The organism is Bradyrhizobium ivorense (assembly GCF_900696085.1).
GTDB lineage: Bacteria > Pseudomonadota > Alphaproteobacteria > Rhizobiales > Xanthobacteraceae > Bradyrhizobium > Bradyrhizobium ivorense.
The window spans coordinates 136,856-155,936 of sequence record NZ_CAADFC020000013.1; the positions used below are offsets into that span (position 1 = coordinate 136,856).

Genomic DNA, 19,081 nt, shown 5'->3' on the forward strand with positions numbered 1-19,081 from the left:
TGTCAAATCCTCTTCGCGGAGCCGATCAGACGAGTCCGAGTTCTTGCAGGAGAGCATTTCGGTCGGCATCGAGCTCTGGCGCAGGCCGATAGTTTGCGAATTGTTCGCCGGCGAACCGGATGGGACAGGCCGCGGTTTTCAACACCATGCCCCCGGGAGCCTCCAACGGAACGAACATGTCGCGCGCGTTGAGCTGCGGATCACGCAGTACGCCGGCGATGTCGTTCATCGGTCCGCACGGAATCCCGGCTTGCGTCAGGATGGGGAGCCATTCCTCGGCGTTTCTGGCTGCCAGCGCCTCTTCGATTCGCTCGGCGAGAGCCCGATGATGTTCGCATCGCGACGAATTGGAGACGAATCGCGGATCGGCTTTGACGTCCCGCATCTCCAGCACATCGCAAAGATCTCTGAACTTCCGGTCGTTGCCGGCGGCGATGATGAGATGCCCGACCTTGCTCTTGAAGACGCCAAATGGCGTGATAGAGGGGTGCCTGGAGCCGATGGGCCCAGGAACGACTTGCTCGACTTGATAGCGGACAAGGGCATTCTCGAGCAGAGAGATCTGCGCATCGAGCATGGAAATATCGACGTGCTTACCGCGACCGGTGCGGGCGCGCTCGATCAACGCCGCCTGAACTCCGATCACCGCATGAGTGCCCGCGGCGATGTCGCCGATCGATACTCCGACGCGCGTCGGCGGGCCTCCCTCCTCGCCCGTCAAGCTCATGACACCGCCCATGGCCTGCACGACCATGTCGTAAGCCGGCAGTTCGCGGTAGGGCCCCGTCTGACCAAAGCCCGATATCGACGCCAGAACCAGCCGGGGAAAACGCGAGCTGAGCGCCTCCCAGCCGTAGCCGAAACGGTCCATGGTACCGGGCGTAAAATTTTCAGCGAGGACATCGGCGTCCAGCAATAGTCGCTCGAAAATCGCGCGGTCGGCAGCATCCTTGAGGTTCAGTGCGATCGATTCCTTGCTTCGATTGATCGAGAAGAAATAGCCTGAACTCGGCAAGCCATCAGCGTTCGAGATAAAGGGGCCGATGTGCCGCGCGTCGTCACCGATGCCCGGCATCTCGACCTTTATGACACGCGCACCGAGATCCGCGAGCATCATGGTGCAATACGGTCCGGCCAACACGCGGGTGAGATCGATCACAATCAGTCCAGCGAGTGGCCCCTTTGACCGCGGCTTCAGCGCGGACGCCGGTGGTGAGTGAGGTCCAGTCATCGGCCGTCCAGGTCGGCGCCGAAGCGCGGGGGGCGCTTTTCGGCGAAAGCGGCGCTGCCCTCGCGCAGCTCGGCGCCCACGAGGCTCTCACGGTAACGCTGATCGGCAGCAGAACGATCGAACGAGTTTCTGGCGATCTCGTTGATGGCGCGTTTCATGCCACGCATGGCGGCCGGCGCATTGGCAGCGAGAACAGAGGCGAGCTCCTTCACGCGCGCATCGAGGCTGCCCGCAGGAACGGCTTCATCCAGATAGCCGATGCGCAGCATCTCGGCCGCGTCCAGTTTCAGGCCCGTGAGGAACAGCTTCTTTGTCGCCGCTACGCCGAGGCACGACGCAAAGCGCATGAGACCGCTGCTGTAATAGTGAAGCCCGAGGCGCGCGGCCGGCATGAACATCTCGCAATTATCTACGCCGATCCTGAAATCGCAGGCGAGCGCAAGATCGGTCGCGCCGCCATACACTCCGCCGTTCAGTCTGCAGATGGTCGGTATCGCCAGAGTTTCGAGCTGATCGACGACGTTCTCAAAACCGGAAGCATGAACATCTTCCTTAGACGACGCTCGCGCAGCGATGTCTCCGAGGTCGTATCCGGCGCTGAACGCGCGTCCTTCGCCGGTCAGGATGAGAACTCTCGCACCTGCCTTCTCAACGCTGGCGAAGTGGCCCGACAACACGGCGAGATCGGCTGCGGTGATCTTGTTCATCTGCCGCGGGCGATCGAGCTGGATCGTCGCGATAGGCCCATCCGTCTTCAGCAAAGGGGCGCCGCTCAAATCCACGGAAGTCGTCATCGGCGTTTCCTGTTGTCTTCGTTCTGTGCCCGGATTATATGTATTTTTTCAAAAGGTCTACGTATACATAAAAACGTAAGCGTATACATAAGGGCAGCCAATGCGGGTTCGCGTCTCCGATGAGCTTTGTCGACGGATCGAAAGCGATATCGCCGAGGGACGGCTGGTCCCGGGCGACAAGCTGGACGAGCAGAGCCTCGCCAGACGCTTTTCGGTCTCGCGCACGCCAGCGCGGGAAGCGCTGCTTCGCTTGGCCAATGAGGGTCTCGTCAAGTTCAGGTCGCGCCAAGGCGCAACCGTCGCGAGCATGACACCCCAGCGAGCGATCGGCATGGTCGAAATTCTCACTGCGCTCGAAGCAGAGGCTGCCGGTCTGGCGGCGCGCCGAATGACTGTCGCCGAACGAGCCGGCCTGCGTGAGATACACGAGCAGTGCGCACAAGCCGTGCACACTGGCAACACAGCGCGCTACGTCGAACTCAACACCGCATTTCATCAAGCCATCTACGCTGGCGCACGCAACACGCCCTTGGCCGATCTCGTGACTGAAACTCGCCTTCGGATGCGGTTCTTCCGGCACCAGAGCTTGTCGCGACCGGCCCGCCTGGCGGCATCATTCGGCGAGCACGCTCTGATAGTCAGGGCGATTGAAACAGGGAGCGAAAGCGAAGCACAGCAATCGATGCGCGCTCACATCATCGTCGGAGGCAACCTCTTTGCCGACATGGTCGCTTCCATCAAGTCCGAGTGACGGTTCCGCGCCCCGCGCCGTGAAAAGGTCATCGATAAGCGATGGTGCATCTTCATCACGATGATGAGGAGAATCGAAAAGAGCCGTCACATAGTGTCCTGGTCTGCAAATGAGAGTTCCCAATCAGTGCCAACCGCCACCGAGGCTCTGGGCACGACTGACCCACACGCGAATTGACTGACCGGCGATACGGGGAGTCGGCATAGGCCTTGCAGCTTAAGTGGCGTTGGCAATTTCAGTGTCCCGGCTGAGGAATAAACTACCGCCAGGTGTGTTTTTTTGAGACCGAAGGGCGCGACCAGTTGGGAGGTATCGTTGAAATACACAGAGCCCCTACAGTCCAGATTCGTCGTTCGGAGAGGAAGCACTGACTGGATGGTTTATGATCGAGAGCTGAAGGGTCCAGCACAGTTGGAAAAAGGTGGCCGCTTCGCCGAGAAACTGACGAAGGAACAAGCCGAACAGGCAAAGCAAGCGCTTACGACTGCCCTCCAATGTCGTTCCGGCACAAAGTAGGCAAGTTCAGGACATAGCCGCTTTAGACGGTTATTCTATCACCTAAATGAATCTCTGGTTATTTTGGTAACGGGAGTAATCGGAATAATCGAGGTTCTTTTAGTGGGGCCGTCGGACGCCCGCCAGGAGGCTGCTGATGCGCGCTTCCGTCGCTTGTTTGAAGCAACGCATAGGTGGCCACGTCTACCGCGCCTACACGCGCCTCAAGCAGGCGGGGCACCGGATGACCGTATCCTCCTTCGGAGGATAGAAGGCCGGATTGGCGTCGCAAGCCGGATTCTATCTCCGTACCGGCGTCTCTAATGGCACGCCGGGCGCCCGATCAAGCGGCGGATGCGGCCTAGCTAGCCCCATCGCGCCCGGCGGCGTCTCATTACTGGCCACACGAGTGTTGACGTTCTCCAGCGTCGTAATCGTTGCGGCGACGAGCGCCGTCGCAAGTGCGACCGCAAATAGGATCAGCGCCACTCGGTGGTTGGTCATTGCCATGCACTCCAACCCAAACCATTCAACGTCGTCCCGCAAGTTCGGGTTCCCTGTTCCGGCCCTCCTGAGGGGCGGTCGATTCTTCGGCATGGCCCCTCTGCGACAGAGCTCCGGCACGAAGTATCGCGATAGGTCTTCGCCCCGGTGGAAGCCCTCGCCTCCGACGTACGCAGTCTCCCGCTAGAAACGGATCATCTTCGGACGGATCCACAAAATCGATGGTCATCCACTGAATTGCGGCCGAGACCCGTTGTTTATCGTAGTCGTATTCAAACTGAACAACCCAATCCCGTTCACGCAGCAAATTCTTCTTATTGACTCCGATATGGTTCGTTGGCTCGTCCTTGCCATAAGTGCTTTTCAGCCTATTCATAGCCGCCTGAGGAATCCTTTCGATGTCGCTAAGTAGTCGCCCACTTTCCATGGAGTCCGTGTGGCTGGGCTGTGAGCGTACCAATCAAAATAATGGTTTTGCTTCCATCGATCACGGCCACTCATGGCCTTGTATCCGAATGAGGCGACAAGAATCATTGCTAACCAGCGCTTTTAGCGATTTTGGCGATATCTTTAAGGTTGCGTACAAGATTGCCGTTGGAGGCCACTGACTGTCGCGTCACCAACGATTGGAGGGTGCGTCCAACAACGGCGTCACTTCTCTCGTTACCGCTGATGCCCGAGTCCGATTCCGAGATGCAACGCCTTCTGCCGTAGAGCACCCACTGTGCGTTTAGTCAGCTTGGCTATTTTCACGACAGGCGTACGCGCCTTGGAGTGGGCCTTAAGGTCTTTGATATCTGCCTTGGTCCACTCGCGCCGCTTCACGCGCTTCTTCGTTGCCTTCTTCGCCATGATGGCTCCTTTGAGTTAGGAGCGGCTTGTAGCACAGGTTCTTAGCGAAACAATGATAAGCACTTCGTTCGCTTGGCCTGCGTCTCGCCTTCCATCGAACCTGAATTCGCCATGACTGTCGCCTACGATCGGCAGCACTACATGACTTCGAATTATCCGATGTACAATCAGGTGCGATTGATCAACCAAAGTCCACTATCGAATCAACTTGAAGCGAAGGCCGACTTGGTAGGCTGTTGCTGGGATGCGCGTAGCAGTCGCGAGCCTGGCACCGGTGTGTAACGTGGGTGTTTTCTATCTCGTTGCAACCCACCTACAATCTGAAAAGCGGAACGTTCGTCGAAGCGTCAACAAAGCCAAGCCGCCACCCAGCCACTGCCGAGCAAAAGCACCCGGCAGTCGTTGATCTGTCGCGGATCTGAGAGATCACCCATACTAACTCTTGGCGCTTGCTGTCGGCGCATTCGAGACGCCCAGCTCAGACTTCAATCAAGGCATAGGGTCGACCGGTTGGCTTCTCAATTGATCGGGCCACGTTGTAAACCCGTGCGCCTCCGGGTGTTCGGCCTTCATAGCGACCCTGATGAGCATGGCCGTGCACTACCGCGCTCACTTTGAATCGATCGATGGTTTCGCCGAGACGTGACGAGCCAAGGAACGGAAGAATCTCCGGTGGCTCGCCTTCGACCGTATCGGGAATCGGCGCATAGTGAAGAACGACTACTGCCTGCTTGCTCGCCACAGCACGCATCGCATTTTCCAGGCGTGTAGCCTCGTTGACGGCTTCTGCAACCAAGTCCTTGACAACGGCCTCGCCGAACGAAGCAAGCATGCGACGGCCGAAGCCGCCGATGAAGCCCTTCACCCCGACGAAGGCGACGCCGTTGATTTCGTACGATTGGCCGTTGAGCAGGTGCATCCCGGCGCCCTTCAAAACACGCTTTACGTCTTCAGTCCGGCCGGATTCGTAGTCGTGATTTCCGAGCACGCCGATAACGGGAATGGAGCAGGCGCGCAAATCCTCTGCCAGAAGTTCCGCTTCGGACGGCTTGCCGAGGTCAGTGAGATCGCCGCAAAGGACGAGCACCTGGGCCTTGGTCGAGACCTCGGCAAAGAGCTGCCGGAAAGACAATGTACGGTCCTCCTTCACGTGGAGATCGCCAATGGCCGCGAAGGTGAACTTGTCAGGTCTTTCGGACATCGCGCTACTCATTGCCGTCGCCTGGGTCGACAAAGCCCCATTCCTCAACGGCCGGCTCGTAATCGACCAGCGAAAACAGCCGGCCCCGACATATCTTCACGCGCGGAGGAGGAAGCACGAGCTGGGTCTTCAGGCGGGCGACCAGTTCGTCCATCAGCCAGCGAGGCACGCAATCGCGCTCGCTCGGATAGGCCCAGCGGAAGTTGAGTAGATGTGCCAAAAGCACCTCCCAGTGCAACTCCATGTAGGCAAGCAGACGTAGCCAGTCTATCTGATCGTGCTGCTTGAGAATGACATGCGCGATGTCCGCGCCGTCGTAACGGTGTCGCAACTGAACGAAGGCCTTGGACCAGATCAATTCCGTCGGGGCGATGACGCGGGTCGGCGTGCCGAACACCTTGACGAGCCGCGCGGATTCGAACCACAGGTCGTTCACGGGAGCCATGCCATGCCAGAACGCGAAGATCACATCGAAGAAGTGCTCGTCCTGGAAGACTTTGCCGAGCCAGCGCTCATCCTCGATTACGACAGCGAATCCGAGGTTCTCAAAGTGGTCGAGAACCCGGAGATAGTCAGTCGGCTTGCACACGATATCGAGATCTTTGGTCGCGCGCGCCACGCCAGTATAGGCGCTGAGCGCATACGTGCCTGCCAACAGAAACGGAAGATCGAGCTTCGCGAGCTCGCGCAAGGCCTGGGCGTAGAACAGCTCAGCGCGGGCCGATGACGCAGTCGGCTCGGCGGCCGCATCGACCGTCCCTATTGATCCAGCGATCGTTTTGCTCTCTTTCGCCATGAATCGAAGCTCGTCAGCTTCGGCTGTTAGGATGCCTGGTCAACAATTGACTAGACAATGCAAAGTTCCTTCACCGGAGATCCTACGGGCAACAAAGGCCCAGTTCCGTTTGATGGAGTCGAGATGTGGGCGCACTCTATCTCGAGGCTCTCGCACGCTATTGGGAGATGACCCTGGCAGCGACGCGCGAGGCCCTCGCGGGGGACCGTCCCTTGGCCGAAGCGCTGATGCTTGCCTATGAGGCGGCGTTGTCCTTCTATTTTTCGCGCAAAGGGTCCGCGCGCGGCTGCTTTGTGATCGGGACAGCGGTAGCCGAGGCGGTCGAAGATGCAGAGATCCGGAAGAGTGTTGCCGCCGGGCTCCGCATGCTCGACGCCGATTTTGAAACTCGCCTCCGGACAGCACGCGAGAGGGGCGAGTTGAAGCATGATGCCGATCCAGCGGCACTTGCGGTTCTCGCGTCAGCCACGATGCACACCATCGCCATCCGCGCCCGTGCCGGCGCTCGCCTGTCCGAGCTGAGGGAGATCGCGCGGAAAGCGACGAGTGTAATCTGCGGATGTCCGGTTGAAGCAGATTGAGCCGCAACGCACCCCCACGCATCGAACGAATGCGAGGGAGAAAAATGTCGAAGCCATCGTCCTCGATGGATTTCGCCGCACACTCCTTCGGTTGAGCGGTGTAAGGGCGCACTGGCCCTTTCTCTCCGATCCGCGGCGCATCGTTCCCTCGATATCGCGGAATATTCCGACCCAGCCCATATCCACTGATTCCGCACGTGGTCGTGCTGGAGCCGAGTCTCATCATTCACAAGATCTACAACGGCTACTGGTTTTTTGGACGTCCCACGATGGAGGAACTTCGCCAGGATCTGCGTGCTGTGTGCAGGAAATGCCGACCGGACTGGGACATTACAGCACCCGAGTTTAGGGCTGCGTGGCAGCAGGGGCGCAAAGAGCTCTTCTATCCGTACGGCAACGGCTATCTTCAAACTCTCGGATATCAGGATTAGCAGCAGACGCGCAAGCAGCCGCTGTGGGCGAGAGCAACCGCGAGCTTGGAGACCAAAGCGGTCTAAGCGGCATCGGTGGGAAGGGTCCCCGCAAAGTCGGACACGAGTTTATCTGCGCGCATGCCTCTTGGCATTCTGAAAGTGAGCCTGGTTTATGAGTACGCGCCCTAGATCCCCCTCGCGAATCTCCAATTATTGGCTAAGCTCCGCCGAAACTTGGGGCGTGAGCATGGGACAGCTCTTTTTCGGTATCGTGTTCTTGAGCTTTGCAATCATCTTCGGGGTGTACGTTCACGTCGAGAAGCTCTGACAAGATGCCGCCGGAACGAACCACCTATCGGCAGATTGAGCCGGTATGGGAAGGTTCTTTATTGGCATAATCATCCTGAGCATCGCGATTATCGCCGCGATGTATTTCTACGTCCTCAGTCTCGCATAATCCGGCTGGTGTCGGGCTCCTCGATACCCTCGTCGATATCCTTCGACCGCTGGCACTCACAAGGCATACCGGCACCGCACTGACAGCCCGCTTTGGTCCAGGCTAGGTGCCCATCCAGACCGTGGCACATCGGACAGTTCGGATCGGTCACAGTGTGTCAGGCGTCCGCAAGGGTGAGGACTTATCTTCGTTGGTAAGTTCCTGTTCGGCCAGGTGCCAAAACTCTTCGTCGCGGCCTTCAGGCTTTCCCGCCTTTTCCCACAGCTCATAGGCTCGGGCTGCAACACCTTCATCTATTCGTTTATTCATGCGGCTTGTGGCCTGTTCTTTCGGTAAGCGTCGATTGCGCGGTTGGCGAGCATGATTTTGCGCCGCTCTCCGGCAACGACCATCTCCCCTATCGTCGCTACGAGGAATTGGCTCGTTTCATAGCCATCGGTAACCTCGCCGCTGCGCTCAAGAAATTCCCACGCGATCTGGACGGCGTTCTCTACAAGGATGTGTACACTCTCACTCATAAGCATTGAACGCCCAGGGGAACGGGTACGTTCCTAAAACGACGGCCCCCGCCGGATACGAGGGCCTTTCCAGAACTTGGAGAGGAGATGTCTCCAAGCCCTATGTCGGCGACTGCAAACCTGGAGACGACACCCACTGGTCGATGTCCGCCGCGATCTCCGCTGTCCGCGCCCGTTTCAACAGCTGGTCGCGCTCGGCGCCTGGCGGAAGCCTTTCCGCTTTGTGGAAGATATCGTCGGCAAACGCATTGAGCCGCTCTTGCAGCGATGTGGTTTGCTTTGCTCTGCTTCTGGTTTTCTTCATACGCGCTCCATATTTTTTCGGGAGCATTGAGGCTCACCTTTCCGATGAGGGTATGAAGCTTCAATGATCGCTTCGACAACCTAGGTTACGATCGCGATAATTTTTTGAACGAACTCGCGCGAAGACCTTCGGCCCTTATATCGCGGTATTCGATCTCCGCTGTAAAAACAGGCTCAACCCACGTTGCCCTGGGCTTCATGAGTGGCCTACTCAATTTACTTTTTTGGCAAATTCCCAAAGGCCGGAGCCTCGCCGCTCCCTCGACGTAACGCGTAGCGGCCGTAAGTCTTCTTGAGACATTCCAGCGGAGATCTCATCGAACCGAGCCGATCACGCGCGAGACCATTGTCGTGCGTCCGCAATGTCGTCGGGTAACGTGAAAGTTGGAGCGCGCAACCGTGACGTCCGCTTCACCCACGATACCAGAACGTTCGACGGTCAACGGGGCACTTCTGAAGGGGGCCACAAGCTAACATCAGCTAACGCTGGCCTTTGGTATGCGGCAGACGATCTTCGCGCGGCACCACCCCACCATCGATGATAAAGAACTCGGTGTCCGCCGCCCCTTCCCTATGCTGTCTTGCCTCCTGATACCCCGGGCTGTCGTACCAATCCTTAGCCGCCGCCACATCAGGAAATTCAATCAAGACGACGCCTTCGAGCGAAGACATCAATTCCAACGGAGTCAGGGGCGCATAAACCGAGAGAAACTTGGCACCGCGCCCGTCAAAGGTTGCAGGGGCGGCTTTCCAATAGGCGTCTAGTCCCGCTCGATCAGTTACGCTTCTGTTCAGTGCGATCATGTAAGCTGGCATTGTTCGTCCCCATCTGTGCGTTAGGTAGACTCGATGACCTTAGCACGCTCGGGCGGCGGATTGGCTCATGAATCTGCTTTGGGCCAACAGCAACCCTTCGCGAAGTTTTGCCTCCAGGGGGCGGTGCGAAGGTCTCGCCTATGCTCCAAATACTGGAACGTCAGTGCGATCTATCAGCGCCTCTGCGCCTTCGCTCGGCCGGAGCTCGGCAAAGTTCAGTGCAGCATCAATGTCGTTCTCCCAGACTTCGCGTGGGAGATCGTATACCAGCTCCACACCATAGCCGTTGGGATCATGAACATAGAGACTGTGCGTCATCCCGTGGTCGATGCGCCGGTCGAACTTCACGCCCTTGGCCTGAAGATACGAGAGCCGGCTCAGCCAGGCCTCGCGGGTTGGAAATGTAATCGCGATGTGATTGATTGCGATTGGCAAGTCCCACATTTTCCATTCCGCGGGCGGCGGCGGAAGGTTCGGATTCTCCACAAGAGCAAGATCATGGTGATGGACGCCGATCCCCCTGCTGCTATAGAACCACATCCTCGGGGTTGGCGGCCGGCCAGGCTGCGGCCGGAATTCACCAACTAGCTGCAATCCGACGACCTCAGTCCAGAATTGATGGCTCTCGTCCAAGTTACGGACGTTGAGAGCGATGTGGTTCAGGCTGACCGGCGCAGCCGGCCGCTGGCTTGCTGTCTCCGCTGATTGCATTGCGGTGTTTCCTTGGTGTCTTGCGGGCCTGATACGGTTCTGGTGCTGCAATTTGTACCCCGTTCGCGAGTGTGCTGGTATGCTCCATTGTCTGCTTTTCTTGCTCGATCGTCCGAGACGAGGAGGCCGCAATGGATGTTCTCTCAGATGTGCTGAAGGCGGTGCGTCTGACCGGCGCTGTCTTTTTCGAACGCCACCTCCACGCGCCTTGGGTTGGTGAGTCGCCACCCTCTGCCGCCATCGCGTCGATGGTCATGCCGGAGGCCGAACATGTGATCAGTTTCCACGCCATCCTATCGGGTTCTTGCTGGGCCGGATTGGCCGGCAGTTCTGATTCGTCTATCCGCTTCAATGCCGGGGATATCGTCATCTACCCGATGGGTGACGCCAACGTCCTAAGCTCAGCACAGGGCATGCGTGGTCTTCCTGACCTCCAGGATTACGCTCGGCCGAAAGATCGACCCCTGCCGATCGTGACCCGTCTCGACAACGACAGCGCCGATTACTGCCACCTGGTTTGCGGCTATTTCGGCTGCGACGCACGGCCGTTCAATCCGTTGCTCGAAGCCCTGCCCCGTATGCTGCTCAGCCAAATGTCTGCCGCAGTGCAGGGTTGGTTATCCAGCCTGCTCCGGCTCGCAGCCGAAGAGGCCGGTCGCGGCGGCGCCGGTAGTGAAAGTTTGCTCGCCAGGCTAGCCGAGCTGATGTTCGTCGAAGTCGTGCGCCAGTACATTATCCATCTCCCCGAAGATTCGAAGGGTTGGCTGTCCGGACTGAAGCATCGACAGGTTGGACATGCGCTGCGGCTCATCCATGGCAATCCGGAAAAGCCGTGGACGCTCGCTGAACTTGCTCGCGAAGTTGGCCTTTCGCGATCAGTCTTCGCAGATCGCTTCGCGCACTATGTTGGTGTTTCGCCGATGCACTATCTCGGCCGCTGGCGCATGCAACTCGCAGTCCGACATCTGGCCACCCCAGGGATCAGCGTTGCACAAGTGGGAGCAGAGGTCGGTTACGAATCCGAGGCAGCCTTCAACCGCGCCTTCAAGAAACATGTTGGCGTGCCGCCAGGTTCATGGCGAAGAGGTAAATCATCGCCAGCTCTGGAATGACCTCTGTGCTATCCGACCATGTCCGAGTTGAGGTCAAAAAGCCGACCGCGACGCCGCGTTCGACTTTGGTCGGCTTTCCTCCCGGCAGCGAACATCGCGTCAATCTGAGCAAGCGTCGGCTAAGGGCCCAGGCTGTGTGAAAACGCTCTGTTTAAAGTGATTCGCGCGATAGGATTCCCGGCGATTTCGCGGGGCATCTGATGAAGCGCTTTGTTGAAGGGCTCGATCGCGGGCAGAGCACGCTGTTTCCGGCATCGCTCGATGACTATGTTGCCGAGGATAACCCGGTGCGAGCGGTCGACGTGTTCGTCGATAGTCTCGACCTCGACAAGCTCGGGTTCGTCGGTGTCCAGCCACTCGACACCGGCCGCCCGAGCTATCACCCCGGCACTATGCTCAAGCTCTACATCTACGGCTATCTCAATCGGATTCCGTCGAGCCGTCGCCTGGAGCGGGAATGCACAGCGCAATATCGAGATGCTCTGGTTGACCGGGCAGTCGGCGCCGGACTTCAAGACCATCGCGGACTTCCGCAAGGACAACGGCAATGCCATTCGTGAGGTCTGTCGCGAGTTCGTGGCGTTGTGCCGCAAGCTTGAGCTGTTCGGTGCCGCGAGCGTCGCCATCGATGGATCAAAGTTCAAGGCTGTCAATGCACGGGACAAGAACTTCACCGAGGCCAAGATGAAGCGGCGTTTTGAGCGGATCGATGAGAGCATCGCCCGCTATCTCTCGCAGCTTGAAACCGCCGATCGGCATGGCGACGCGGTGCCGGAGGCAAAGGTTGAGCGGTTGAAGGGCAAGATCAAGAAGCTCAAGGAAGAGATCGTCCGACTCAACGCGATCAACGCGGAGATGATGAAGAGCGAGGACAAGCAGATCTCACTGTCCGATCCTGACGCACGCTCGATGGCGACAAGTGGCAAGGACACCGGCATCGTTGGCTACAACGTGCAGATTGCCGTTGATACGCAGCATCATCTTATCGTGGCTCACGATGTGACCAACGTGGGCACCGATCGCCACCAGCTCGGCAACATGGCCGGGCAGGCTCGTGCCGAGATGGTTGCCGAGACGCTCGAGGTCGTTGCGGATCGCGGCTACTACGACGGCGAAGAGCTCCGTGCCTGTGAAGAAGCCCGCATCACGGTTACATTGCCGAAACCGCTGACCTCAGGTGCGAAAGCCGCAGGTCGTTTTGGCAAGCAGGACTTCGTCTATGTTGCGGCCGAGGACATCTATCGCTGCCCTGCCGGCGAACGGCTGACCTACCGCTTCACCGGCGAAGAGGATGGTAAGATGCTGCGCCGTTACTGGACGGTGGCTTGCCAAAGCTGTGCGCTCAAAGCTCAGTGCACCACTGGCCCCGAGCGGCGCATCGCGCGTTGGGAGCACGAGGCCGTGCTGGAGAAGGTTCAGCGGCGGCTCGACCAAGACCCCAACAAGATGACCTTACGCCGTCAAACGGCCGAGCATCCGTTCGGAACCATAAAGGCCTGGATGGGGGCGACGCACTTCCTGATGCAAAGACGACACAAGGTTGCGATCGAAATGGCGTTGAATGTGCTCGCCTACAATATGAAACGGGTCATAGCGATTCTGGGATGCGCAACCCTGCTGAAGGCGATGCGGACGTAAGGGATATTGTACCGACGCCTCAGCCTCTAGAACCTTCTGGTTGCTCATTGGCAGCCCAAATCGAGCAGCCAAACCGATGCCGGGCGTCCGCCCTGCCAATTGACAAAAGGGTTCTCACACAGCCTGGGCCAATAGCTGACTCGCGCATCGCAGCGAGGCCCGCGTCGCCAGCGCGTGCTCACGATTCATTCTGGCAACCCCGCCTTCCGAAGGCCCTCAATCAACAGCCTTACGTTTTTGCCGGCCCCCCGGGCGATAAACGCCGATATTGTAAAGGCGGGATCGATCTCAAGCGCACGCGCCGCCTCGTCGTGCGCCTCAGCGTCACGTCCGAGATGGGCGAAGGCGGACGCGAGGCAGCGGCAAGCCGGCACATAGGAGGGATTCTGACGAAGAGCTTTCTTCAATACGACGATGGCCTCGTCAAAGCGACCAAGCTCAATAAGGGCCGCCCCAATGCCAAGAAACGTCATGTATAGCAGCGGGTCTACCGGGCTCATGCGAACGGCACGTTCAAAGCTCCTGAGCGCTTCCTCCGGCAGCCCCGCAACTCTATAGACGTAGCCTCTGTTGTTCCATGTGCGCCATGAATTTGGGTTGAGCGCGACCGCCCGGTCAGCCATCTCGATCTCGGCTTCGCTATCGCCGACGATGAACGCCGAGATTACGGAAGCCCGTGCTAACGTTTCCGGATCACTATCATCGATGCTCAATGCTAAACGAGCAAGCCGAACTGCTTCCTTGCGGTCGAACTGGGGATCGTTGGCATAGCCCAAAACGACGTTGGTCACATGACAGTCACCTGCCAGAGCCGCGGCAGAGCCGAACCGAGGATCGAGCTCCAAGGCGCGATGAGCCAGCCTTATCCCCTCGGCAAACCCTTCGCGGGTCGCTAGGTAGTACTGCGGCAAAGCTCGGAGAAAATAATCATACGCGGTGAGGTTCTCCGGTCGCCGCCGCGTCGCCAATGCGATTTCTGCTTGAAGCATCTTTGGCTCAATGGCTGAGACAACGGCGATGGTTACTTCGTCCTGAAGAGCAAAAACGTCGATCAGGTCACGCTCGAATCTGTCCGCCCATAGATGCGCGCCTGTAACCGCATCGATCAATTGCCCTGCGATGCGAACTTTCCCCGCCGCCTTGCGCACAGATCCCTCAAGGACATAGCGCACGCCAAGCCTGCGTCCGACTTCCTTGATGTCTACGGCTTTGCCTTTGAAGGTGAAGCTCGAATTGCGCGCGATCACGAACAACCACTTGAACCGCGAAAGAGCAGTAGTGATCTCTTCCACCATTCCGTCCGCGAAGTATTCTTGCTCGGGATCGCCGCTCATGTTCTCAAACGGCAGCACGGCGATAGAGGGTTTATCGGGGAGCGTGGGGGTAGGTTTTTCTGGCTCTACGCTGTTGTCAGGGACTGCCGGGCTATCGCCCCCTTCTTCCCGCACCGGTCCGATGAAACGAAAGCCCTTCCGCGGCAACGTCTTGATGAGGCGCTGTTTCTCCCCAGCGTCGCCAACCGCGCTCCGGGCAACATTCAGGCGGGTCGTCAAGGCAGCATCCGACACGCTGCGCCCATTCCAAATGGCGTTAATGAGGTCGTCTTTGCTGACAACGCGCTCCCTGTTGCGGATGAGGTAGTCTAGCAGGTCAAAGACTTGTGGTGCCACGGGGACAACATTCGCGCCGCGATATAGCTCGCGACGGTCGGGATCTAATGCGTAGTCCTCGAAGAGATAGCGCAAGCTGTGAAATCCATTGGATAAGGGCCCCAGTCACCACGCTTTGGCCCCGCTGGAAATCGCAAGAATAAGCTGCCGGTGAGGAAAATGTAAGCTGCCGGTCAAGCGCGCCCGCCGATCTCCTGGCACCCTGCTCGGGTGGAAAACACCGTTCGAGGAGACACCGCAATGAGCACGACCTACAGCACGACCTGGCTGGAAAGGACGTCTGCATCGACACGGTACGCCTCTAACCTGATTTGGAAATATTGGGATGCCTTTCAGGAACGGCGCGATCGCCAGAAATTGCGCTCCGCCTTGTCTGACCTGAATGACAGACAGCTCCATGATATCGGCATCTCGCGCGGCGAGGTCGACTATGTTGCGTCGAACCGTACTCTCGAGCCAAGAGGCGCTGTTGGGCCTGGCGCTCAATGATCGCTGATTGCCGATAAAAGCACAGGCCCTGTTAACCTGGCTCACAATCTCCAATCGACCCGTCGGATAATGTTGGTCAACGAATAGACCGCTCCGGGAGGCAACGGATGAATACGTTCCAGTGGTGTGTTGTCCCCGTGAGCATCATCTGCGTCGGCGCCCTGATCCTCACTACATTGATTGTGGTTGGCGCTTGGTAATGTGCGGTCCCATGACCCCGTCCGTCGATGCGGAGCACGAAGCTCGGAGGTAGCGATGGCGTCAACTCTGATCGGCAAGCGGGCCGTCGTGATCGGCGCGGGCATGGCTGGGCTTTCGGCCGCGGGGGCTCTCGCCGACCACTTCGGACAGGTCGTTGTTCTCGAGCGCGACATCCTGCCCTCGGAGCCCGCGCATCGCGCCGGGACGCCACAGGCGCGACACAGCCATGCACTGCTGTTCGGCGGCCAGCGCGCCCTCAGCAATCTGTTCCCCGGGTTCGAGCAGGATCTCGCGCGGGCGGGAGCCGTGCCGCTCAGGGCCGGTCTCGATATTCGCTTCGAGCGCCGGGGCTACGATCCCTTCCCGCAGCGCGACCTTGGGTGGGTCAGTTACGCGTCGTCACGGCCGATGATCGAGCACGCCGTGCGACAGCGGGTAGAAAGCCGCGCCAACATCATGCTGCGGCAGCGCTGCCGGGTCACGGAAGTGTTGGGATCGCCAAATGGAGGAGTGGTTACAGGCGTGGGCTGCGACAACGGCAACGGTGCGAACGAGACGATTGGGGCCGATCTCGTGGTCGACGCTTCCGGACGCGGGGCGCCTACTCTCGCCCTCTTGCAATCGATGGGTTGTCCGCCGCCCGAGGAAACCACCATCGGCATCGATTTGGCGTATGCCACATGCATCTTCGCCATCCCGGCCGACGCTTCGACCGACTGGAAGGGCGTCATAACCGTCGCCCAGGCGCCCCACGAGCGTCGGGGAGGCATCATGTTGCCGCTTGAGGCCAACCGATGGATGGCAACCATCTCCGGGCGCCACGGTGACGTGCCGCCCGGCGATGCCGACGGATTTTTGGCCTTCGCCCAGTCCCTTCGGACGCCGACCATCTACAATGCGATCAGACAGGCCGAGCCTCTGGATGGGGTCGCGCGCTATGGTTTTCCGGAGAGCGCGTGGCGCCATTTCGAGCGACTCGATTTTTTTCCCCGCGGTCTTCTGCCGATTGGGGACGCAATCTGCCGCTTCAATCCCGCCTTCGGCCAAGGCATGAGCGTGGCCGCGCTCGAGGCACGCCTGCTACGGGAACTTCTTGAGAGGCTTGGGGAAGACAGCGATCCAATCGGTAGGCTAGCGCCGGCTTTTTTTGCCGAGGTGCCGACTTTGCTCGAGACGCCGTGGTCGGTGGCCATGCTCGACTTCGCGTTCCCCAATACGCGGGGGCAACGTCCGGCGGATTTTGAGACCACGCTCAAATTCGGCGACGCCCTCATCCGGCTGGCCGCAAAAGATCCGGCGGTCCACAGGCTCACTCTTGAAGTCCAGCAGCTGTTGAAGCCACGCAGCGTCTATCGCGATCCCACCCTGGTGCAGCGCGTACTCGCGGAGATGGCCGAGGCGTGATCGTCAGGCGCCCGGCTGCCAGGTCGCCACCGGGCATAACCGGAAGTCAGTCGGTTATTCGATCACCTCGTCAGCGCGGGCGATCACGCTCGAGAAAGTGCGAGACCGAGTGCTTTCGCCGTCTTGAGATTGACACCGAGTTCGAATTGCGTCGGCGCTCAATCGGCAAGTCAGGCCGACATCGCGACAAAACCGGCGCGTGGGAAATGCACACAGACCTCCCCGACCGCGGGATCGCTGCGTCGGATGACGATCTCATGGACGCCCGAGGCGACCAACTCGCCGACGACCGGGTCGCGTCCGGTGTCATCCGGCGTGACGGTCACTGTCTGACCAGGTTTCCGGCCGATTGGATCTCGTGGATCGGGGATTACGCTGGCGATCGGCGTAGCGTCCCTCGCCGCATCGAGCGCTTTTTTCGAGGTCATTGGGCTCCGCCTGCCGTGGCCGATTGCGGCAATGCGCTCGGTCCAACTCAGCAGGCTCGGAAAACCGTCGAGCGGCGCCGCCAGTGGTCCGAATTTTTGTTGCAAGAACCAAACCGGATGGTAGGCGGCGAGATCGGCAAGGCTAGGGGCAGAGCCCTGCAGGAATGAGCGCCCGTCAGTCAGCATCTGATTCAGCCAATCGAAATGCGCGCGCAACTGATCGAGCGAGTTTGGTACTGCCGCCTTCATCGCGGCGGGATCGATATTTCGGCCGGAGAATTTGGCCCGGTCTTCGAGAAATCCCTTGGGCAACGCGTCGGGTCTCTTCGCGAACGCGATGCTCGCAGCCGGGCTGAACGTTGTCTTCTCGGCCCACCAGGCAAGCGCATCGGCCGCGCCGTGGCCGGCGGGATAAAAGCTCGGGGTAGGATGCCGGCGCTCGAGTTCGCGCATGATCAACTGGCTATCGCAATAGATGTCTGCGCCGATCTGCAACACGGGCGTCTTGCGGTAGCCTCCGGTCAGCGCCGTCAGGTCGGGTTTTGGCATGATGACGGGGATTTCCACCGATCCCCAGGCCAAGCCCTTCAGACCAAGACCGAGCCGAACTTTCTCCGAATAGGGAGAGGTCTCGTAGTGATGCAGGATGATATCGGTCATCGAGACGGCCCTCGTTTTGGGATGATCGTTCCGCTGGATATCCCGCTCACATCACCGGCTCTACCATAATCTTTAGCGATCTTACGCTCGGCGGCGGCCAACTTCAGGAAAGTCGAGAGGAGTGTTGAAACGCCAAGGGAGTAAGGCCGTAAGCCTGCTTAAATGCGGTACTGAAATGGCTGTAGCTTGAAAAACCGAGGTCGAGCGCCAAGCCCGTCAAATCTGAACAAGCATCAAGTAGGTCAAGCGCCCGGGCGAGCCGCAATTGGAGTTGATAACGATAAAGCGGCAGACGCTCGACTTGCCGGAACACCTGAGTGAGATAGACCGGCGAGACGCCGACGGCGCTGCCAATCTCAGCCAAAGTCCATCGGCGTCCAAGATCTGAAGAAAGCACAAGTTTGGCGCGGTCCACCAGTTTTTGCCGCCCTATGCTGCCGGATGCGGCGTACGATGTGCGCTTCCCGAGGGCGCGGCTTACCAGCGAAAGGATCAAATCCTCAGCTTCAAGAGTCTCAGTCATTCCGCGGGCAAGACGATGACGCCCAAGTGCTGCGAGCAACTGCGCGCGCGCATCGATACGCATGCGAGGCCGGTTGAAAAGGATTCGATCTTTGGTATGGAGAAAGTCGGCAGGCGCCAGCTCCAACAGCGTCGCCTCATCGATTCCGATCGATAGACTTGCATCGCCGCCTTCAAGAGGATGGCTAATTCGATAGGGTTCACTTTCATTAAAGAACACCACCTGATTCGCTTCCACGACTGTCTCGACCTGACCTGTATGATGCACGTAGACGCCGCGGTAAGGAAACACGAGATGTGTTGTGCTGACGCATTCCTCGGCGCTTTTGTGCTTGCACGTGCCTGAGCACAAAACGTCCCACACCGCTACGGTGTCAGTCGCCAAAAGTAGGTGGGAGTTGATTTCAGCCATTGTTGAATTGCCTACCCGGCCGCGTCGAGCTCGTCCCCACCTTGGCCCAACCCGAGGGGCAGACCGCTTGTTCCTATTGTTCCAAAGTGAACATAGCAAATCCTGCTAAGTTCAAACCTGCG

General features: G+C 59.0%; 19 protein-coding genes and 2 pseudogenes. 7 read left to right on the forward strand and 14 right to left on the reverse strand.

The window, feature by feature from the left end; all coding sequences use genetic code 11:
• Nucleotides 1-25: 25 nt before the first annotated feature.
• Entirely contained in the window at nt 26-1,231 is a 1,206-nt protein-coding gene (locus CI41S_RS18310) for a CaiB/BaiF CoA transferase family protein (protein ID WP_172628093.1), read from the reverse strand.
• Nucleotides 1,228-2,025 (reverse strand): enoyl-CoA hydratase/isomerase family protein, encoded by a 798-nt coding sequence (locus CI41S_RS18315; RefSeq protein WP_139860939.1) that lies wholly within the window; start codon nt 2,023-2,025, stop codon nt 1,228-1,230. Before CI41S_RS18315 ends, CI41S_RS18310 begins: the two co-directional genes overlap by 4 nt.
• Before the next feature lie 100 nt (nt 2,026-2,125).
• Between CI41S_RS18315 and CI41S_RS18320 the strand changes: the two genes are divergently transcribed.
• Entirely contained in the window at nt 2,126-2,776 is a 651-nt protein-coding gene (locus CI41S_RS18320; protein WP_139860940.1) for a GntR family transcriptional regulator, read from the forward strand.
• Between the two features lie 795 nt (nt 2,777-3,571).
• On the opposite strand, the gene CI41S_RS18330 is transcribed toward CI41S_RS18320, so the two are convergent.
• The 4 genes from CI41S_RS18330 to CI41S_RS18345 all read right to left on the reverse strand — a co-directional run bounded on the left by CI41S_RS18330 (nt 3,572) and on the right by CI41S_RS18345 (nt 6,624).
• A complete protein-coding gene (locus CI41S_RS18330) occupies nt 3,572-3,775 on the reverse strand; it encodes a hypothetical protein (RefSeq protein ID WP_139860942.1) in 204 nt (67 codons plus the stop codon).
• Between the two features lie 663 nt (nt 3,776-4,438).
• Complete coding sequence (locus CI41S_RS18335; protein ID WP_139860943.1) at nt 4,439-4,627, reverse strand: hypothetical protein; 189 nt, start codon at nt 4,625-4,627, stop codon at nt 4,439-4,441.
• A 478-nt stretch (nt 4,628-5,105) separates the two neighbouring features.
• A complete protein-coding gene (locus CI41S_RS18340) occupies nt 5,106-5,840 on the reverse strand; it encodes a metallophosphoesterase family protein (protein ID WP_430650031.1) in 735 nt (244 codons plus the stop codon).
• Nucleotides 5,833-6,624 (reverse strand): nucleotidyltransferase family protein, encoded by a 792-nt coding sequence (locus tag CI41S_RS18345; protein WP_139860945.1) that lies wholly within the window; start codon nt 6,622-6,624, stop codon nt 5,833-5,835. The genes CI41S_RS18340 and CI41S_RS18345 overlap by 8 nt, the downstream gene beginning before the upstream one ends.
• 125 nt (nt 6,625-6,749) lie before the next feature.
• Between CI41S_RS18345 and CI41S_RS18350 the strand changes: the two genes are divergently transcribed.
• Both CI41S_RS18350 and CI41S_RS44470 read left to right on the forward strand, forming a co-directional pair.
• The gene (locus tag CI41S_RS18350; RefSeq protein WP_244626580.1) at nt 6,750-7,205 is read left to right on the forward strand and encodes a TetR family transcriptional regulator C-terminal domain-containing protein; all 456 of its coding nucleotides are present in this window, start codon (nt 6,750-6,752) and stop codon (nt 7,203-7,205) included.
• 88 nt (nt 7,206-7,293) lie between these two features.
• Nucleotides 7,294-7,636: pseudogene (locus CI41S_RS44470) on the forward strand (AhpC/TSA family protein); the annotation flags it as partial.
• A 586-nt stretch (nt 7,637-8,222) separates the two neighbouring features.
• On the opposite strand, the gene CI41S_RS18360 reads toward CI41S_RS44470, so the two are convergent.
• From CI41S_RS18360 to CI41S_RS18385, 5 genes are all read right to left on the reverse strand, one after another.
• On the reverse strand, nt 8,223-8,384 hold the full coding sequence (locus tag CI41S_RS18360) for a DUF2934 domain-containing protein (RefSeq protein ID WP_139860946.1): 162 nt from the start codon (nt 8,382-8,384) through the stop codon (nt 8,223-8,225).
• Nucleotides 8,381-8,593, reverse strand: a complete 213-nt coding sequence (locus CI41S_RS18365) for a hypothetical protein (protein WP_139860947.1) — start codon at nt 8,591-8,593, stop codon at nt 8,381-8,383. Before CI41S_RS18365 ends, CI41S_RS18360 begins: the two co-directional genes overlap by 4 nt.
• Nucleotides 8,594-8,693: 100 nt before the next feature.
• Nucleotides 8,694-8,897, reverse strand: a complete 204-nt coding sequence (locus tag CI41S_RS18370; protein WP_139860948.1) for a hypothetical protein — start codon at nt 8,895-8,897, stop codon at nt 8,694-8,696.
• Between the two features lie 479 nt (nt 8,898-9,376).
• Nucleotides 9,377-9,712, reverse strand: coding sequence for a DUF1330 domain-containing protein (locus CI41S_RS18380; RefSeq protein WP_210242667.1), 336 nt, complete (start codon nt 9,710-9,712; stop codon nt 9,377-9,379).
• A 138-nt stretch (nt 9,713-9,850) separates the two neighbouring features.
• Nucleotides 9,851-10,423, reverse strand: coding sequence for a VOC family protein (locus tag CI41S_RS18385; protein WP_139860949.1), 573 nt, complete (start codon nt 10,421-10,423; stop codon nt 9,851-9,853).
• Nucleotides 10,424-10,554: 131 nt separating this feature from the next.
• On the opposite strand from CI41S_RS18385, the gene CI41S_RS18390 reads away from it, so the two are divergent.
• Nucleotides 10,555-11,535: an AraC family transcriptional regulator gene (locus CI41S_RS18390; RefSeq protein ID WP_139860950.1), complete on the forward strand. Its 981-nt coding sequence runs from the start codon at nt 10,555-10,557 to the stop codon at nt 11,533-11,535.
• 200 nt (nt 11,536-11,735) lie between these two features.
• Nucleotides 11,736-13,173, forward strand: a pseudogene (locus CI41S_RS18395) (IS1182 family transposase).
• 185 nt (nt 13,174-13,358) lie between these two features.
• On the opposite strand, the gene CI41S_RS18400 reads toward CI41S_RS18395, so the two are convergent.
• On the reverse strand, nt 13,359-14,918 hold the full coding sequence (locus tag CI41S_RS18400) for a winged helix-turn-helix domain-containing tetratricopeptide repeat protein (RefSeq protein ID WP_139860951.1): 1,560 nt from the start codon (nt 14,916-14,918) through the stop codon (nt 13,359-13,361).
• 165 nt (nt 14,919-15,083) lie between these two features.
• On the opposite strand from CI41S_RS18400, the gene CI41S_RS18405 reads away from it, so the two are divergent.
• Entirely contained in the window at nt 15,084-15,332 is a 249-nt protein-coding gene (locus CI41S_RS18405; RefSeq protein WP_139860952.1) for a DUF1127 domain-containing protein, read from the forward strand.
• Nucleotides 15,333-15,587: 255 nt separating this feature from the next.
• Complete coding sequence (locus CI41S_RS18410; RefSeq protein WP_139860953.1) at nt 15,588-16,937, forward strand: NAD(P)/FAD-dependent oxidoreductase; 1,350 nt, start codon at nt 15,588-15,590, stop codon at nt 16,935-16,937.
• Between the two features lie 170 nt (nt 16,938-17,107).
• On the opposite strand, the gene CI41S_RS18415 is transcribed toward CI41S_RS18410, so the two are convergent.
• Complete coding sequence (locus tag CI41S_RS18415) at nt 17,108-18,025, reverse strand: glutathione S-transferase family protein (protein WP_139860954.1); 918 nt, start codon at nt 18,023-18,025, stop codon at nt 17,108-17,110.
• A 103-nt stretch (nt 18,026-18,128) separates the two neighbouring features.
• Nucleotides 18,129-18,959, reverse strand: a complete 831-nt coding sequence (locus CI41S_RS18420) for a helix-turn-helix transcriptional regulator (RefSeq protein ID WP_139860955.1) — start codon at nt 18,957-18,959, stop codon at nt 18,129-18,131.
• Between the last annotated feature and the right edge of the window lie 122 nt (nt 18,960-19,081).

Coding starts and splice junctions, on each gene's coding strand:
- CI41S_RS18340 (WP_430650031.1), bottom strand. CDS start 5,840: ATGAGTAGCGCGATGTCCGAAAGACCTGACAAGTTCACCTTCGCGGCC.
- CI41S_RS18380 (WP_210242667.1), bottom strand. CDS start 9,712: ATGCCAGCTTACATGATCGCACTGAACAGAAGCGTAACTGATCGAGCG.
- CI41S_RS18315 (WP_139860939.1), bottom strand. CDS start 2,025: ATGACGACTTCCGTGGATTTGAGCGGCGCCCCTTTGCTGAAGACGGAT.
- CI41S_RS18310 (WP_172628093.1), bottom strand. CDS start 1,231: ATGACTGGACCTCACTCACCACCGGCGTCCGCGCTGAAGCCGCGGTCA.
- CI41S_RS18335 (WP_139860943.1), bottom strand. CDS start 4,627: ATGGCGAAGAAGGCAACGAAGAAGCGCGTGAAGCGGCGCGAGTGGACC.
- CI41S_RS18320 (WP_139860940.1), top strand. CDS start 2,126: ATGCGGGTTCGCGTCTCCGATGAGCTTTGTCGACGGATCGAAAGCGAT.
- CI41S_RS18420 (WP_139860955.1), bottom strand. CDS start 18,959: ATGGCTGAAATCAACTCCCACCTACTTTTGGCGACTGACACCGTAGCG.
- CI41S_RS18370 (WP_139860948.1), bottom strand. CDS start 8,897: ATGAAGAAAACCAGAAGCAGAGCAAAGCAAACCACATCGCTGCAAGAG.
- CI41S_RS18415 (WP_139860954.1), bottom strand. CDS start 18,025: ATGACCGATATCATCCTGCATCACTACGAGACCTCTCCCTATTCGGAG.
- CI41S_RS18345 (WP_139860945.1), bottom strand. CDS start 6,624: ATGGCGAAAGAGAGCAAAACGATCGCTGGATCAATAGGGACGGTCGAT.
- CI41S_RS18390 (WP_139860950.1), top strand. CDS start 10,555: ATGGATGTTCTCTCAGATGTGCTGAAGGCGGTGCGTCTGACCGGCGCT.
- CI41S_RS18330 (WP_139860942.1), bottom strand. CDS start 3,775: ATGACCAACCACCGAGTGGCGCTGATCCTATTTGCGGTCGCACTTGCG.
- CI41S_RS18360 (WP_139860946.1), bottom strand. CDS start 8,384: ATGAATAAACGAATAGATGAAGGTGTTGCAGCCCGAGCCTATGAGCTG.
- CI41S_RS18405 (WP_139860952.1), top strand. CDS start 15,084: ATGAGCACGACCTACAGCACGACCTGGCTGGAAAGGACGTCTGCATCG.
- CI41S_RS18385 (WP_139860949.1), bottom strand. CDS start 10,423: ATGCAATCAGCGGAGACAGCAAGCCAGCGGCCGGCTGCGCCGGTCAGC.
- CI41S_RS18365 (WP_139860947.1), bottom strand. CDS start 8,593: ATGAGTGAGAGTGTACACATCCTTGTAGAGAACGCCGTCCAGATCGCG.
- CI41S_RS18410 (WP_139860953.1), top strand. CDS start 15,588: ATGGCGTCAACTCTGATCGGCAAGCGGGCCGTCGTGATCGGCGCGGGC.